This window comes from Taibaiella koreensis (genome assembly GCF_003545715.1).
Taxonomy (GTDB): domain Bacteria; phylum Bacteroidota; class Bacteroidia; order Chitinophagales; family Chitinophagaceae; genus Taibaiella; species Taibaiella koreensis.
In genome coordinates this window covers 173356-190522 of record NZ_QVNU01000008.1, presented here as the reverse complement: position 1 = coordinate 190522, position 17167 = coordinate 173356, and the positions used below count along the sequence as shown (strand labels likewise).

The window sequence follows — 17167 nt, the reverse complement described above, 5'->3', positions numbered from 1 at the left end:
ACCGCCTGTTGCATTCCTTGAGGAACGTCTTCAGGGCTACGCCCTTCCGACATTCCTCAAGGATCATAGATTTGAGTGGAATGACTTAGTTTTAAACGTTACTAACTGAGGGAAGCTTTCAATTCAACCCGCGTCACTGATTCACTTTTTGGCCAATTAGCATCGCGTCGGCTCGCGTCAATTTTGAATATTCAGCATAACAAGCATGGACCTGAAAACATTTAAAAAGCTGTATAAACGATTTAATCAATTCCCATTGTCTAAGCAAGAGTGGGAGGCACCTGAGTATGAAAAATATCAGGAAGCTTTACACGATGATAACGATTGTGGCGATTGGTACCTGAAGCAGAAAATTAAAGAAGCTGGTATCCACTATAAGCGCTTTTGCTGTTTGTCAATGGCCTATCGTCTCGTTGAAGATAAATTAAGGAATATAGAGGGAAATGTTGACCGGATAATGACCTATAACAAAGGGCATAAAACGTTTGGTATACCGATTCACGATGGCGGTGCCTCCTATATAAAAATTGCATATTGTCCCTGGTGTGGAAAAGATTTATCGGGTTATCCTGTTCCTGTAGCCAGGTGTGCTTCCGGAAGCGTATAGTGCTCTTATGACGCACGAAAGCGTTCGCGTGTCCAGCTTCTTTTGTCAATGTCAAAAATGGTTGCTCCTAACATTACCTTTCCTATCAAAACATCCATAAGATGATATCAAGCGGGTATGGAAGGAAGCACACCTGGAATACTTTCGTAGGTTCTCTTTTAAAGGCATTGTATATTTTTATTTTGAGAAAGGCGTCAGACACGAGGTACCCTTCACGCCCAACCAAATATTTTATTATAAGTTCAGAGATGATAAGTTGATCGGGATCGGTTTTGGATACGGCATGATCGGTGTTAATCCTATGCTGCAGCCTGATTAGTGACAACTTATTTCCCTGTCATTTGCCATGCAACGTTCAGACAATACCATACACAATATATGCCTGGCGGCAATACGTCGCGCTACTATCAAGCCTTACGACTTCCGGTGGACCCGGTTCTACGAAACCGGTGACGATCATCTGGCAGCCTATCCCTGGCTAGAAATCGCTATGGCCGGACCGGAGCAGTTGATCTGCTCCGTGATCATCGGCGCAGATCAATACAGTCTGCTGACCACGCGGCGGCTCATTACCATGGCGCAGGGCAATCTTACTTCAGGTTCGCTGATGCATGCCCTGGATAAGGGATACGGTGATTTCAAAGGCTATCAGCAATCGCCCTGGACGATGGGCAGCATCTTATCGGCGGATGGTACCGCTCTTCCTTATTTCATAGAAACCGGCCGCGCCTCGATGGTAATGATCTATGGCGTGAGAACCTGTATTGGCATGCGACGTACCGGATAGGAGCGGGGATTACTGTCAGGAAAAACAGGTATCCGGACAGTTATAGCGTGTCTTGCTTAATGTTACCGTATGGATAGTGCATATGAAGTACACCATCTTTGGCTTGATTCTTTTTACCTGCTGTTCGGTTACGAAACCCGGCAGATACGATGGCGCCCAGCCTTCATCCCACCCGGAGCTTGTTGCCGGGAAGTGCGATACTTGCCCCAGGCCTCTTATCATTCTGAACGGAAGTGAGCGTATCGAAAACCTGGTATCTGTCGATCCCGGGTCTGTCGGCTGTATCTTTTGGGAAAAAGAGGTTTCTCCGCAGGAAGCAGATAAGGGTAGGGTGTCATGCAGTAGCGCTTTTGTTTACCGCTACCCGGGTGCGCCTTATCCTGGTGGTATTATCTTCGTGTTTACCAGGGATAGGGTCGACACCATTTCAGAACGGGCTTTGCACAAAGCAATAGGAAAGGCCGGGCCCGATTATTTTTTCAAGATTGGCGATAAGCCCATTACCAATAATCCCGCTTGTCTTCATCAGCTATCTGGTCGCGTTAGCAGTGTGATCCAAACCAGGCCTTTATCTTTTTCCGAAGACAAAAGAGATCCTGTTACCCTTTTTATCGTTCAGACCCGGAAGCCATGAATCATGAGATAACATCTTCCCGTTACTATTGCCAGGGTTAAGAAAACAAAAAATCTTCAGAAAAATTTTGCGAAACCGAAAAGTTGCATTTATATTTGCAACTGATTAGTTGCTGAATCTATGAGAAGAGATATTTTCCAGGCCATAGCCGATCCCACCCGGAGAGCGATCATTGCCCTGATCGCTGTGCAGGCCATGACGCCCAACGCAATCGCGGCACACTTCGATACCACGCGCCAGGCAGTATCCAAGCACCTGAAGATACTGACGGAATGCGAGCTGGTGCAGCCACGCCAGGAAGGAAGGGAGATCTATTACCAACTTGAAATCGCCAAAATGAAAGAGATCGATAAATGGCTGGAGCAATTCCGCAAAATATGGGAAGACCGCTTCAGCCAGCTCGACAGTTTATTGTTAACCTTAAAGCAGCAAAACAAATGAGGAACAGCCTGCCCTTTGATTTCCTTGTAGACAGGGAAAAGAACACGATCACCGTCAGAAAAGAATTCCAGGCCGACCGCCAGCTGGTTTGGGACGCTTACACCAAAAGCGAGCTGCTGGACCAGTGGTTTGCCCCCAAACCCTTTACCACCAGGACCAAATCCATGGACTTCAGCGAAGGCGGCTACTGGCTGTATGCCATGATTGATCCCAACGGTACGGAATACTGGGGTCGCATGGACTACCTGAAGATCATGCCTATCGAAAGCTATACCGCCCTGGATGCCTTTTGCGATGCGAATGGCGAGCTGAACCCGCAGCTGCCCCGCGCCAACTGGGACGTTACCTTTGCCGATCTGGGTGAACATGCCCGAGTGGATACTATAGTAACCTACCGGTCGCTGGCCGATCTGGAAACGGTGATACAAATGGGCATGCAGGAAGGGCTTACCTCCACGCTGGAACGCCTGGACGAGCTGCTGGCCAGCCTTGTCCGATAACCAATTTTTTCACACGATACATCTCTCTAAAACATAAAGCAAATGAGCGCAAAGCAGATCACCGTCCAGGCCCTTATCGCGGCAGACGCCCAAAAAGTATGGGATTATTACAACAATCCGGAACACATCACCAAATGGAATTTCGCATCGGACGACTGGCAATGCCCCCACGCTGCAAACGATATGCGGCCCGGTGGTAAGTACAGCGCCCGCATGGAAGCCAAAGACGGCAGCTGGGGCTTCGACTTCGAAGCGATATACGACAACGTGGTGGAAGGCAAGGAATTTACCTATACCATAGCGGATGGCCGCAAGGTACATGTACGCTTCAACGACCAGGGTAACCAAACCGAAGCTGTGGTTGCCTTCGATGCCGAGGATCAAAATCCTGTAGAGATGCAGCAAGGCGGATGGCAGGCCATCCTCGATAACTTTAAGAAGTACGCGGAGTCGCATTAACACCTGCCGGGTATTGTTGGCCCAGCCAACGCCTGACCCGATACCAAGGCAATATGTAAAGCCGGGCCTCAGCGCCCGGCTTTCTTATGCCCGTACCTGGGCATATCCCGTACAGGAAAAATACAGGTTTTCCTGTACCAACAGGGAGTAGCGGCGGAGAGGTCTTGGAAAGAAAGCGCCGGGTTCCCTACCCAAGGCTTTTGTATAGAACCAGCTATCCTTTATCTTTTTTCTTAACCATTCAAGCAAAACCAAACCAAATGAAAAAGATCTACTTAGCGATCGCGCTGGTATCGGCCCTATTGCCGGTGCAGGCGCAAACCAATGTAACCGGTCCCACGGTCAGCGGCGCCTGGACGCTATCCGGCTCTCCCTATATCGTCAAGGCCGATCTTACGGTTCCGGCCGGCAGCAAGCTGCGCATTGATCCCGGCGTCCAGGTACTTGTAGACGGTCCTTACCTGATCACCGTCAACGGATCGTTGCTGGCCAATGGCAAAGAGGCGCAGCGGATCAGCTTCCGGGCCAAAGACACCACGGGTTGGGGTAACATTATGGTGGGCCATGGCGGCTGGCGCGGTATCCATTTTTCTCCGGCTGGCAGCGGCGTCGATTCTTCCATCTTCCGCTATTGCGACGTCAGGGATATTAAAAATGCCTACGAATATGCCGATGGCATTTGCACCGAACGCAGCCTGCGTATTGTTCATTGCTATTTCACACACAACCGGGATATGGCCCCGGTATGGCTCAAGTCGGAAGATCCGGCGGTCTCTGTTGTCGTCGACAGCTGTGAATTCTACAAGAACCGGGGACATGCCGTTTATGGCGGGTATGTATTCAGAGCGGAGACGGCGGGTATGTCGTACCTGCGCAATAGCAAGATCTACGGCACCGAATGGAACACGCAACCCATTTACATCGCCGGGGGACGCATGACCGTGGAGCGCTGCGAGGTATATGATAACCCGGCCGACGACAGGCTGGGGCGGTATGGCGGTGCGATATTTGCGGGCTGGACCGATGAATTGGTCATCAGGAACAACAAGCTGTACCGTAATGAAGGGGAGCGGGCCGGCGCCTTATACATCATGGATGTAAACGGACCCATAGACATCGACAACAATTTTATCAGCAATAATTTTGCCTGGGGCGCGCATCTCTGCGACAATGGCGGTGGCGCGATCGCGATCTATGGGACTACCGCACCGGTCCGTATCCGTAACAATGTCATGGCCAATAATGAATCGACTTATAAAGGCGGCGCGATCAACCTGGAAGGCGTCAGCGCTGTGATCACCAACAATACCATGATCAACAATGTTTCGCGAAATCATGGAAAGGCCATATACGTTGGCACGCACAATGGGGGATCATTGACCGATACCGTCAAGCTCCTGGTCAAGAATAATATCTTTCAGAGCAACGTCTCGTTCTTCGCTACCAAAGATATTTTCGCCGAGAAGCGCACCCGTATCGTATTCGATCACAATTTCACCAACAGCCCTGTATCGGCGATGATCGGCGGCACTTACGGCTTCGTGAGTATTGCGGGCGATACCACGCACAATATTATGGGTAGCGATCCCGGAATGCAGTCGCCCACCATTACATCAGGGATGATCACCGATGCTACAGCGGCTAACTTCGGCTTAAAGAATACCTCCCCCTGTGTCAATAAAGGCGATACCGCGCTGTGCGCTACCTTATCGCTGGACATAGCCAATCGCACCCGTATTGCGCAGGGACGCATCGACATTGGTGCATACGAGTTCCAAAGCGGTACCACCGGTATCGGTACCGGACCGCAAAAGAGCGAAGGCAGGCTTTCTGTCTATCCCAACCCGGCATCCGGACAAGTTACCCTAAGCCTGTCCACAACAGGTGGGACTTTACGGATCACCGATATCGCCGGCCGGATCTTGTGGAGCAGCGCGGTAAGGGAAAAAGTGCTATCTGTGTCCCTGGCGCAGTTTGCACCCGGCCTGTATTATGTACAGTGGTGGGATGGAACGTTGAAGGGAACGACATCCTTTGTGCGTCGATAGTGCCCATACTTATCAAAAAGCCATGCAAGGAATTCAGGTCCTTGCATGGCTTTTACAATTGCTCCATTATTTTTGACGGAACAATGAATATTGCTTTCTTTTGTAAAAGAGACCAACCGGTATCTTTTTATGAAAAAAGCCGAAGCAACAAGAAAAGATATCTTACAGAAGGCCTTTGAGCTGATCTATACCAACGGCTACCGGACCACCAGCATCGACGATATACTGGCGACGACGCAGGTGACCAAAGGCGCCTTTTACTACCATTTTAAGAATAAGGACGAAATGGGGCTGGCGATCATCAACGAGGTATTGAAGCCCGTACTGAACAGCAGCTTTATAGAGCCGTTGCAGAAAGAAGCCGATCCGCTTAAGGCTATCTATGATATGATGAACGGATTGCTGATGAAAAATGCTTTCCTTAAAGTAGAATATGGTTGTCCGGCGGCGAATCTCACGCAGGAAATGACGCCCTGGAACAAGGATTTCAGCAAAGCCCTGGATGAGCTGACGCAGCAATGGCAGGAGACAATGATAACGCTAATCGAAAACGGGAAGAAAAAGAAATGGGTACGGAAAGAGGTGAATGCCCGTGAGGTGGCGTTATGGGTCATGTCGGGCTATTGGGGTATCCGCAATTTCGGTAAGCTGGCGCATAGCAAATCTGTGTACCGGCCTTTTCTGAAGGGCTTGCGGCAATACCTGGATACCTTGCGGTAATGTCTTTGCCTGTGGTGCTTATCTATTTTTGCTCGCCGCGGCGCGGCGACGCAGAGAAATGTTTTTGCCGCGGCAACAAGTATTTGTTGTGCTTGGCTATTCTGTCTGCGGTGCTTCTTCGCGATCTTTGCGTAACCTTCGCGCTCTTTGCGGTTTTGTTCTTCTGGTTCTTTCTTTTACAAACGCTGTCGTCATTCTGGACCCCGATCCGGCATCTGCGATAGCAGAGACGAATCTTTTGAAGAGCTAGGCTTTGTTTATGGCCCACTGCGGTGCTGGACATATCATTAAATTGAGAGGATCGTTTTTCCCTTTAATGTAGCTAATATTCTTCTTCGATACAATGAGATCCTTCACTCCGCAAGCTGCGCAAGCTACGATCAGGATGACAATGGGACATTTACAGTTGGAGCAGCCGTAAACCATAAACATAATATTGTCATGCTGACATCTGCACAGCAATGGAAGCATCTAATATCCTGGGTACAAGTCTTGTTAGCTTGGGGAGATTGTATTGTAAGTCATATATTTTTTCCCACGAGACACGAAGCATTTATCGCGCCTGTTTATTCTTATCCTTACTTTGCCTTTGAGCCCTTTGCGGTTCTCTTCTTTTTTCTCGTTGCGGCGCGATATTGCGAGATATTTAATTCCCATGACGGCATTTCGGGCACAAAAACATTCGTCAGATTTTTTTTACAATAAAAACATACCAGTTAGTATGTTTTTGATTTACCTTTGCCTTGTTAATGCGACGAGGATGTACCAGACGCTTATTTTCTATCATTCCATAGTACGCTGGCTTGTGCTGGCCGCTTTGCTCTACGGCGTTTTCAGGGCAGGCACCGGGTATGTCTCTGGAAGACCTTTCACCCGTACAGACAACGCTGTACGCCACTGGACCGCAACTATAGCGCATGTCCAGCTCCTGATCGGTATGCTGCTGTATTGGCGTAGTCCTGTCATCCATTATTTCTGGAAGCACTTCGATACGGCACGGGAAGACAACGACACGATGTTTTTCGGAACGATCCATGTTCTGATGATGCTGACCGCCATCGTGATCGTAACGATAGGCTCGGCGCTGGCCAAACGCAGAACAGAAGCCAGGGCGCAATTCAGGACCATGCTGATCTGGTTTTCCCTGGCACTATTGCTCATACTCCTGGCCATTCCCTGGCCTTTTTCTCCACTGGCCCACAGGCCTTATATCAGATAATCATGCTCCATTTATTCGAAACCAAGACCGGTCGTTTGCGCCTTATCGGCTTTTTCGAAGGGCTGTCATTGCTGGCCCTCCTCTTTATCGCCTTACCGCTCAAGTATGGCTTCGGCGATGCCAGGCTCACCCAGGCATTGGGACCCGTACACGGTGTACTCTTCCTGCTGTTCGTTTTCAACACGCTGAGCCTGGGCGTAGAACAAGGCTGGCGTTTCAGGTCGCTCACCTGGAAAGTGTTGCTGGCCTGCGTGATCCCCTTTGGCACTTTTTATATTGACCAAAAGATACTGCGACGGTTATGAAAACAGGAATGATACTTGCCGGTCTGGTCCTGCTGGCTTATATCGCTTACCGTACCTATCGTTTCGCCCACCTGGACAAAGGTCTGGAGCAACAGATCGCCCATGGCGCCGTGATCCTCGATGTGCGTACGGAAAAGGAATTTGCGACCGGCCATATAGAAGGCGCCATCAATATTTCACTGGGAAACATCAGGGAGCGCTATGCAACGCTGGATACGGGCCGCACTTATATTACCTGCTGCTCGCATGGCCTGCGCAGCGTAAAGGTGCAAAGCCTGCTGCAGGAGCGGGGCTTCCGGCATGTTTATAATGGCGGCGCCTGGACCGACCTGGAGCAGGTAGTGTTGCGGGTACGCTTGTCCCAAAAGAAAAAATAAAAGAGACCGTTTATCAGCGCCAGCGTTTGCCCAGCATAAGTCCCACGAAGAAAGAGGCCTGGTAGGGATAGGCCTTCCGTTCGGCCATGATCCCGATAGAAGAAGTATAAAAGGCGGCATTGCCGCCGATCAGGATGGTCTTGACAAAGGCTTTGGGTTTTTCTGGCTCAATAGCAAAAGCCAGCTCGGCAAACAGGCCGGGTACGTATTTTATTTCACCTAAGCCCTTGCTCCATTGGCTGCTGCCCTGGATAAAGCCCGGCTGCAGGAAATGGTCGCTGTTGCCGCTGCTGTACCGTTCCGTTTGGATATGGGCCTGCGGTTCGGGGTTATAATCGACGTAGATGAGATCGAGATAATAGGGTTTCAGCAGGGCAATTGCTGGTCCGGCAACGTAGCGCAGGCTTACCGAGAGGTTACCATCGAGCAGGGCAGGGAAGAGCATTTGCTCCCGGCCATAGCCCAGTTGCAGGGTATAGGCATTGTTGATCTTGCCAAATATGTAAGACCGTGCAGGACCAAGTCCGGGATAGAGGTTGCGCGTTTGTTGTTGCCGGGCCTCCTTCTCGTGTTTGATCTCGGAAAAGTGAAGTTGCCAGAGCACCTTTTTGCCCGCGCTCTTCTGGCGCAGGTAGCAGAGCCCGCCACTCCAGCCGTTGGTGTTCAACCGGCCAGAAAGCGATAAAGCATAATTGAAATCCGGATCCAGGCCCCAATCCCGGACATGCTGCTGCCAGCGCTTAAGTTGGCTCACTTTCTTTTGTCCTTTTTCCTTTACCTCCTCCAGCTTTTCTTTACCACCCTCCCATACCTGTTGCGCGCGACCCTTGAAGGCGCACAGTGTTAACAGAAAAAGAATAAATCCTATATTTTTTTTCATGGTGGTAAAAAAACTATGCAATGTTACAGGTTTCTGAATAATTTATTGATTTTTGCAGGCGCCTTTTATCATGACTCCCGGAATACGACACCATCTCTCCAGCCTTTGCGCTGCCCTGCTTATCGGAACCCTATTGTTTCCTTTCGGGCTGAAAGCACAGCAGGCAGCCGTTTACAACCGTTTTCAATACCATCATTATAAATGGAAGGCGCTGCACACGACATCCTTTCACCTGTATTTCCCGGCAGGTTACGACAGCCTGGCCAGCTTTGCATCGGTGCAGCTACCCGATATTATGGCCTGGGTAAAGCAGGAGATGGGCGTGCCCCTGAAAAATATACCCAACCTGGTCATTTACCCATCGATCGATCAGCTTTACGAATCCAATATAGGCTTGAGCGATCAGCAGCAGCAAACCTTTCCTACCATCCAGCTTAAAGGCAGCCGCGTGCTACTGGCCTTTGACGGCGCTTACGACAAGTTCCGACAACAGCTTACCGAGGCCTGTGTACGCCTTACCTGGGAAGAGCAAATGAAAGGCGATGTGGAAGAGCAACTGACCAATACCAAACAACAATTGCCTGTATGGTTCCGACAGGGTGCGATCTGTTATTTCGCACAGGGTTGGCCCGGTACGGCAGAAGCAGCTTTCATGGCTTTGCAGCAATGCGATACCGCAGCAGGTTGGGAACAGCTTTCTACCAAAGAACCCGCCCTGGCCGGTCAGGCCTTTTGCTATTTCCTGCAGCAGCGCTACCGGGAAGATGCCGTACGCCAGGTGCTGTTCCAACTACGCCAGGGGAAGACCTTATCGCGGGCCCTCCGCCTGGTAACCAAACGGCGGCAGGACACGCTCACACAACAATGCCAGGCCTTTTACCACAACCGGTTTACCAGCGCCGGCGATAATAAAGATACCTTGCCTGCTTACCTCGAACAATTGTACCAGGCCCGGTTGCAGGCCCTGGCCTACAGTCCCGATGGGAGCAAGGTCGCATATACCTTGCAGCAAGGTAACCGCCGCAGGGTATATGTGGCCGAACGCCGGCTTTTGGCTAAAGACAAGGAAAAGCCACCGGCCTTTACCCAATACCTGATGCCGCCCTGGCTGGAAGACCATAGCGAAGACCTTTACCCACTCATTAGCTGGAAGAAAGACGGGCGGGGCATTTACCTGCTGTTGCCGGAGAAAGGAAAAATGAAGATCATGGAATACGACGCTGCCGGCCGTTACCGCGACAGCCGTACGCTCTATGGCCTGGATGGCGCCGGCACCCTGAGCGAATGGGAACACAACCGCTTCCTGCTCTCGGCCTGGCGCAGGGGCAGGAGCGATGTCGTGACCTTTGATGCCCAGCGGCTCCGGTACAGCCCATTGACAGCGGGCATTGGCGACCATAACGAAGCGACCGTGCTGGATGGCGATCTGCTGGTTTACCGCTCCGGCTACCCGGCCGACAGTGTCTATTACCGGGATACGCTTGCCCGTACATATGGCCTGTACTACAAGACCATTGCCGGTGGCCGCACACCAGACAAGACCACAGACAAACGGCTGCGGGCTGATAGCACATACTTTACCTGGCATGATCCCGAAAGCCAGCCTGATGGCCGCCTGGCGCTGACCCATACCCGTAGCGGTATACCGGAGCGAGATACCCTTACCTTAACGCAACCCGAGCCATCCCACACAACAGCAGCAACACCCTGGTTAAAGGATTACCTGGCCCGGCAAAGGGCCAAAGACAGCATTGATGCGCTGTTGCGTAAACTGAAGGCAGAAGACAAGCCCTCCGTCCTGCGCGGCATTCTCAGCCCGGGAAGCGATCCGGGACAAGCCGGCCGGCAGCAGGACAGCATTCGTCGTGCGCTGGCTTATACCGGCAAAAAAGTACGGCCCTATGTCTTGCAGCTGTACAGCGCCTATTTCTCTGCCCAGATCAACAACGATTATTATATCAATCGCTACCAGCCATTCCAGGCCTACCTGGGCACCTTCAAATTCCCTTCCGTGGGCGCCATGGCCCAGGGAGGCTTCAGCGACCTGTTTGAAAATCATCATTTCAATATCGGCTATCGCCTGCCCGCCGGCAGCGAAGGCAGCGACTTCTTTGTCCGCTATGAAAACACTGCCCGTAAGCTCGACTGGCATATCCTGTTCTTCCGCAAGGTCGAAAGCCTGGAGCCCGATCCCGGCCGCGACTGGAAAGACAATCGCGGTTTTCCCTATCCGCAGGCGGCCAAGGTAAAGACCCATTACTACGAGCTGGGCTTTCATTATCCCCTGCATTATGATTGGTCGCTGGATTTTACCACCGCCGCCCGGCGCGATCGTACCGTATTCCTGGCCACCGACCGTTACAGCCTCAACTTTGAGGCCCTACAATCCTGGTGGAGCATCAGCAGCCTCGCCCTGCAGGTACGTAAGCTGCAGCCTACCATACCATTCCTGTACCAGGGCTGGGAAGGCAAAATGCTCCTGGACGGGATGGCCTCTACCGGTAAGCAATCGACCCTATTGTATGGATTGCGTGGTCAGTTGGCCTGGCACCGGCCGCTGGTAAAGCACATAACATTCGTGATACAGGCACAAGGTGGCTACAGTGGCGGGCAAAGCCGTATCCTCTACAACTTCGGCGGACTGGACAACAATATTGTACCCCGTGTGGATACTTCGGTGCGCTTCCCGCAGCAGAGTGGCTATGCCTTCCAGTCGCTGGTTACGCCCTTGCGGGGCTATGAGCAGAACAGCCTTTACGGCAGCCGTTTCTGCCTGTTCAATGCCGATCTTTATGTACCGTTGTTCCGTGACCTGATCCCCTTAAAAACCGGCATCAGTGCCGTGTATAACCTGCAATTGGGATTATTTGCCGATATGGCCGCGGCGCAGCAGGATAAGATCCTTCCGGCTACGAAAACACCGTTGTATGCCTACGGCTTCAGTGCGAGGACCCTGCTGGCAGGCTATCCGCTACGTTTTGATATGGCCTGGCCGGGGAACTTCAACAGGCAGCCGGTATGGTATTTGTCGATGACGATAAAGTAGTTTCTTGCTTTAAAAATGGGAAAATTATTTTATTTATATTTTTTGTATTTTTTTTGAAAATTTTTACTTTTATACTGTAATGCTGACCAAAGGCCGGCGCCCGGGCAGCAGCGCAAACCTAAACACGAAACGATGAATTCATTCCGGGCTTACCTATTGACCGGTATTCTTGCCCTGCTTATTTGTGCACCGCTGCGCAGCATTGCCCAGGAAGCGGAGGAATCAGTAACAGCGGCCACCACCTACCTCGATGGCCGCACCCAAGACCTGCAGCAATACCTTAACCGTTCGGGTAAAATACGTGAGCGGCTGCTAAAGCGGCTACGGAGGCAGGAGGAAAAAATGGCCCGCCGGCTGGCGGCCAAAGACTCGGCCCTGTACCGGCAATACATGAGCCAGAAGCTGAGCTACGATTCTATCGCGCATTTGTCCCATGATACAACTGCATTGGCAAAGCTTTCCCAAAAGAAGAACAAAGTGATCGACAGCCTGCGGGGTGTGCAGCAGTTTCTACAAAAGCAATCGGGCAAGCTTGGCGCTGCCTCCTCCCTTGCCGGCAAAGCGGGCGTGGACCTGCCCTATACCGATAAGCTGAACCAGCTGCAGCAACAACTCAATGGACAACAGCAGCTGGACGAGCTGATCCGGCAACGAACTTCTTCCCTGCAACAGCTGGCCCAGGGCCAGAACATCGGTGGCCTGGCGCAGTTGCAGAAAAACGTTTATTATGCCCAGGAAAAGATGAAATCCTGGAAAGCCCTTGCCGACGATCCGGATGAGGCCGAAGAAAAAGCCATGGAATACCTGCAGGGCACCGAAGGTTTTTCCGATTACCTCAATACCGGCGACAAGGCCTTCGGCGGACTCGGTAACAATGCCACCGCTGCCGACCTGCAGCGCATGGGCTTCCAGACCAAAGACCAGGTGAACAGCATGCTGCAGGAAAAGCTGGGCAGCAGCCTCGGCGCTGTACAGCAGCAAATGGGCCAGCAGCTGCAGGACTATACCGGTAAACTGGATGGCATCAAGGGCAAATTGGGTGAAGTGAAAAGTAGTGTAGATGAGGCCAGGCAAGGCCTGCAGGAAGCCCGGCAGGCCAAGGATAAATTAAAGCATATCGAAAAGCCAGCCTTCAAAAAGAACCCCGAGCGGGGCAAACCTTTCTGGCAGCGGCTGGAGACCCAATACAACTTCCAGACCAGCCGGGCAGGCACCGACGGTCTGCGTCCGGCCATGCTGGAGCTGGGGGTAGCGGTAGCCTTCAAACATACGCCCCGCCTGAGCTATGGCCTGGGATTGGGCCTGAGTACCGGGCTGGGACAGAACTGGCAGAACATACACCTGAGCTATGAAGGCATCAGCGCAAGAGCCTTTGCCGGCTGGAAATGGATCTACGGCTTCAGCTTCCAGGCAGGCTACGAGCGTAGCTTCCGGCCCGGCAACCGGGCCTACCTGCCGGAGCAGCAAACCACGCCGCAAGCCGGCAATACCAATAACGACAACGTGCTGAAAGAAGCCTTCGGCGGACAGCAGCAAGCGGCCTATATCGGTGTGATGAAGCGCTACCGGATCAACAGCCGCTGGAGCGGCACGCTCTTGGCCGGTTACAACTTTTTGTGGCAGCATGAAGGCCTGAGAAGCCCATGGATGCTGCGCTTTGGCTGGGGCAAATAGGCCTAATGACCTTTTTTATACCTGAAAAGAATAAAATCAAACCCTTAATTATGAGAAAGAATGGCTTGCGGAAGTTATGTCTGTTTGCTGCGGCAGCGCTGAGCCTGATACAGACAAATGCACAAACACAAGATCCCTCCGCTAAAATCGAAAGGCAGATCAAGCCGGACCCAGAAGCGGGGAACCTCGGCAAGTACGGCAATTACAACCTCAACCTGTCGACCGGCCAGGTAGGTATCACCGTACCGCTGTTTACCCTTTCCGGCGCAACCATACAATATCCGATCTCCTTAAACTACGACCACAAAGGCATTCCCGTAGACGAAAGGGCTACTAGCGCCGGTCAGAACTGGACCGTATCATTGATGGGAAATATATCGAAAACGGTCAACGGCCTGCCTGATGAAAAACTGAGCAATGGCTTTAATGCCAACTATGATGCCATTATCGCCGGCAGCTATAGCTTCAACTATCACCCGCTCACGTTTAACGACATTTATTACCGCGCCATGCAAGGCCTGGTAGACCTGCAGGCCGATAATTTCACCTTCAGCTTTAACGGCCGGAGCGGGAAATTCTTCTTCAACCCCGAAGACGGGCAGTATTATACCATACCTTATTCGAAGCTGAAGATCGAGAAGATCCCCGTGCCGAATGACGGCTATTATTTTTTGCTTACGGACGAACAGGGCTATAAATATACCTTCGATCAGAAGGCCAAAACCTCTTTTGAAAGCACCTCTTCCGGCGATGCCTTTACCAATGAGACCTATGATGGCCATTGGTACCTGACCAGGATCAGCAATCCCGATGACATTACCGAAGTGGAGCTGGAATACATCCAGGACAATCTTCTGCTGGATGTCAATACCTTTAGTTATACCAAACGCTACCTGAAGTCGATTGACGCGCCTTTTCCCGGTCCCACCTGTGTACCTACGACCACCTCAACCATGTCAGAATCCGGCGGCAGCACCACCAATACTACGATCCACTACGGCTCATTGCTGGTGTCCAGGATCAAGACACCCTTTGAAGACCTGCGGCTCGTCTATGCGCCCCGTAACGACGAATCGCTCCGGATCGATTCGATGGTGCTGGTCCGTAAGGACAATACCCTGAAGCAGGGCTATAAATTTTATCATGGCTATTATGCTTCTGCCAACAAGCTACGGCTCGATTCCATTGAGCTGTTCGACAATACCGGCAGCATCAACAAGCACAAATTCTTTTATAATCCCGGCAATATTCTGCCCATCAACAGCAAGGGAAAGGACCATTGGGGCTATGCTTACACTACCGGTAGCCCGGCGTCGCTGTTCCCCAAGATCTGGTATGGCAGCCAATATATCGGGGATGTAGACCGGAGCCCTACCAATGTTACTTTGAACGGTGTGCTGAACAAGATCGTTTATCCCACAGGCGGCGCTACGGAATTTGCCTACGAGCTCAACGATTACGGGAGGGTTGGTGAAAATACAGCAGCAGCAAATGTTTCGACTCCGGTTTTAGGTAATGGTGGTGCTCAATGCCTAAGACGCACAACGCAAAATGGCGCCGGCACATCAACCTGCACCTTTACCACAGCGATAGCCGGTGTAGTACATTTTGCCACGAAAAGGGATAACTGTGACGGCAACCCGCCCAATGGCGGCCAGAATTGTACCATTGAGCCTTGCCAGACCCAAATGACACTGAACGGACCTGGCGTGCCTCCTAACACGAGCTTGAATGGGGCCCCAACTGTATGGAAGGAAATGGATATGTTTCTGGCGGCAGGCACCTATACAATTACGATCACCACTTTCGAAACCCTGGATTACGGAAAAGTCATGGCGACATACCCAACAGTGGTGGAATATAGCTATAAACCAAAAGCCGGTGGTCTACGTATCAAGTCGATTAAGAATTACGACCAATTCACCGGTTATACCGTCCGCAAATTTAGTTATGACGATCCCACCGAGGCAAACAGGTCCTCCGGTATTATACCGGCTGAGCCGCTGTATACTTATGAAAGCCGTTATGGTAAAGACTGTCTTGGCAATAGCGCTCCGGATTGCGGCATCTTTTATAACTATGTCAACCTGACTTCGCAAAGCAATACCGGTATTAGCTTTAGCGATGGCAGCGCAGTGGCCTATACCCGGGTGCTGGAGACAATAGGAAACAACGGCGAAGGTGGCACAATCGATCACCGGTTTACTTTCCACAACGATAACCAGGAAGAACATTTTCCCTTCAGCACACCAACGGATTATTCCTGGACAAGAGGCCGGCCCTCCAGTACGCTTTATTACAATACGAGCAATGTGCTGGTAAAAGAGGAGATCAATGAGTACACCAATGCATTGACCAGTTCTGCCGACGTCAGGAGTGTAAAGATTGGCTCGCTCCAGAACTGTATCTACCGAGCCGACGGCTCTACGCTCACTTATGCAATGACACACGCTCTTTCCATGTGGACTTATTTAAACAAAAGCACAACGAAAACCTATCTTAACGGCGGCACGCAAACCGAAGAGACCAGCTATTTTTACGATAATCCCGATCATATCCAATTGACCCGCACGCAAACCACCGCCAGCGATGGCAGTATCAAGGTGCAGCGGATCACTTATCCCCTGGATTATGCAACCAGCGCCTCGGGCGATGCCATGACCAGCGCCCTGGATCAACTGAAGCATCAAAACCGGTTGGGGGTACCGGTATCGGAAACAGAATCGGTGATCAAAGGCGGCCAGGAATATATCCTGGGTTCCGCACTCACCACCTATAAAATATTCCCTTCCGGTAGGGTTTATCCCTGGAAAAGCTTTTCGCTGGAAACCACAGCAGCGATCCCTTACCTGAACCTGGCGACATCTACCGGAACGGCCTTCAGCCAGGATAGCCGGTACCATTTTAACGCCGAGTACAGAACCTATAACACTACCGGGCAGCTAAGCGAGCTGACCGATGAAACAGATCGTAGTTTCAGCATGCTCTACGCGCACAACGCCCTGCTGCCGGTCGCCTACGTGAAGAATGCGAAGCTGGGAGAAGTATATTATAATGGCTTCGAGGAAGCGCCTTCCGGCGCGATAGCTACGGCCAAATACGGCTCCTATGGCTATAGCGGTGTATTTACCATCGCCGGACTGGCACTCGTGCCGGGCACCTATCTGAAAACCTGGTGGCAGTTTGACGGCACCGATTGGGCCTATCAGTCCGAAACGCTGTACCACAACGGTATTGCCAGCATCCAGGTCGGCAATGGCAGCATTATCGACGAGGTTACGATACGACCCCAGGCCTCATCCATAGCAACGATGTCGCATGATCCCGGTGTAGGGATGAAAGCTAAAGTGGGCGACAACGGCCTCGGGACCAAATTTGAATTCGATGGCCTGGGCCGGCTCCGTTACGTCAAAGATCATTTTGATAACATCCTTAAAAAGAACGACTATCAATACCAGGTAGCTCAATAA

General features: G+C 51.5%; 15 protein-coding genes. 14 read left to right on the top strand and 1 reads right to left on the bottom strand.

Features of this window, described 5'->3' with window-relative positions:
* Window positions 1–205 precede the first annotated feature (205 nt).
* From DZK30_RS23040 to DZK30_RS22980, 11 genes are all read left to right on the top strand, one after another.
* Complete coding sequence (locus tag DZK30_RS23040) at window positions 206–607, top strand: DUF6980 family protein (RefSeq protein WP_118976545.1); 402 nt, start codon at window positions 206–208, stop codon at window positions 605–607.
* 346 nt (window positions 608–953) lie between these two features.
* Window positions 954–1394 carry a hypothetical protein gene (locus DZK30_RS23030; RefSeq protein ID WP_118976543.1) on the top strand — a complete coding sequence of 147 codons (441 nt, stop codon included), beginning with the start codon at window positions 954–956 and terminating at the stop codon, window positions 1392–1394.
* Between the two features lie 82 nt (window positions 1395–1476).
* A complete protein-coding gene (locus tag DZK30_RS23025; protein ID WP_118976542.1) occupies window positions 1477–2028 on the top strand; it encodes a hypothetical protein in 552 nt (183 codons plus the stop codon).
* A 120-nt stretch (window positions 2029–2148) separates the two neighbouring features.
* Window positions 2149–2469, top strand: coding sequence for an ArsR/SmtB family transcription factor (locus tag DZK30_RS23020; protein ID WP_118976541.1), 321 nt, complete (start codon window positions 2149–2151; stop codon window positions 2467–2469).
* Entirely contained in the window at window positions 2466–2969 is a 504-nt protein-coding gene (locus DZK30_RS23015) for an SRPBCC family protein (RefSeq protein ID WP_118976540.1), read from the top strand. Before DZK30_RS23020 ends, DZK30_RS23015 begins: the two co-directional genes overlap by 4 nt.
* A 42-nt stretch (window positions 2970–3011) precedes the next feature.
* Window positions 3012–3428, top strand: coding sequence for an SRPBCC family protein (locus DZK30_RS23010; protein ID WP_118976539.1), 417 nt, complete (start codon window positions 3012–3014; stop codon window positions 3426–3428).
* Window positions 3429–3688: 260 nt separating this feature from the next.
* Window positions 3689–5476 (top strand): T9SS type A sorting domain-containing protein, encoded by a 1788-nt coding sequence (locus DZK30_RS23005; RefSeq protein WP_162903368.1) that lies wholly within the window; start codon window positions 3689–3691, stop codon window positions 5474–5476.
* A 129-nt stretch (window positions 5477–5605) separates the two neighbouring features.
* The gene (locus DZK30_RS23000) at window positions 5606–6196 is read left to right on the top strand and encodes a TetR/AcrR family transcriptional regulator (RefSeq protein WP_118976558.1); all 591 of its coding nucleotides are present in this window, start codon (window positions 5606–5608) and stop codon (window positions 6194–6196) included.
* A gap of 721 nt (window positions 6197–6917) precedes the next feature.
* Window positions 6918–7415, top strand: a complete 498-nt coding sequence (locus tag DZK30_RS22990) for a hypothetical protein (RefSeq protein ID WP_240432977.1) — start codon at window positions 6918–6920, stop codon at window positions 7413–7415.
* A gap of 2 nt (window positions 7416–7417) precedes the next feature.
* Window positions 7418–7720: a DUF3817 domain-containing protein gene (locus tag DZK30_RS22985; protein ID WP_118976535.1), complete on the top strand. Its 303-nt coding sequence runs from the start codon at window positions 7418–7420 to the stop codon at window positions 7718–7720.
* Window positions 7717–8097, top strand: a complete 381-nt coding sequence (locus DZK30_RS22980; protein WP_118976534.1) for a rhodanese-like domain-containing protein — start codon at window positions 7717–7719, stop codon at window positions 8095–8097. The genes DZK30_RS22985 and DZK30_RS22980 overlap by 4 nt, the downstream gene beginning before the upstream one ends.
* Window positions 8098–8110: 13 nt before the next feature.
* Here the strand turns inward: DZK30_RS22980 and DZK30_RS22975 are convergent, their stop codons facing one another.
* Window positions 8111–8977 carry a hypothetical protein gene (locus tag DZK30_RS22975; protein WP_118976533.1) on the bottom strand — a complete coding sequence of 289 codons (867 nt, stop codon included), beginning with the start codon at window positions 8975–8977 and terminating at the stop codon, window positions 8111–8113.
* Between the two features lie 70 nt (window positions 8978–9047).
* Here DZK30_RS22975 and DZK30_RS22970 point away from each other — a divergent pair, with 70 nt between their 5' ends.
* The 3 genes from DZK30_RS22970 (at window position 9048) to DZK30_RS22960 (ending at window position 17167) form a co-directional block, all read left to right on the top strand.
* A complete protein-coding gene (locus DZK30_RS22970; protein ID WP_162903367.1) occupies window positions 9048–12023 on the top strand; it encodes a BamA/TamA family outer membrane protein in 2976 nt (991 codons plus the stop codon).
* A 132-nt stretch (window positions 12024–12155) separates the two neighbouring features.
* Window positions 12156–13697 (top strand): hypothetical protein, encoded by a 1542-nt coding sequence (locus DZK30_RS22965; protein WP_162903366.1) that lies wholly within the window; start codon window positions 12156–12158, stop codon window positions 13695–13697.
* A gap of 50 nt (window positions 13698–13747) precedes the next feature.
* Window positions 13748–17167, top strand: a complete 3420-nt coding sequence (locus tag DZK30_RS22960) for a hypothetical protein (RefSeq protein ID WP_162903365.1) — start codon at window positions 13748–13750, stop codon at window positions 17165–17167.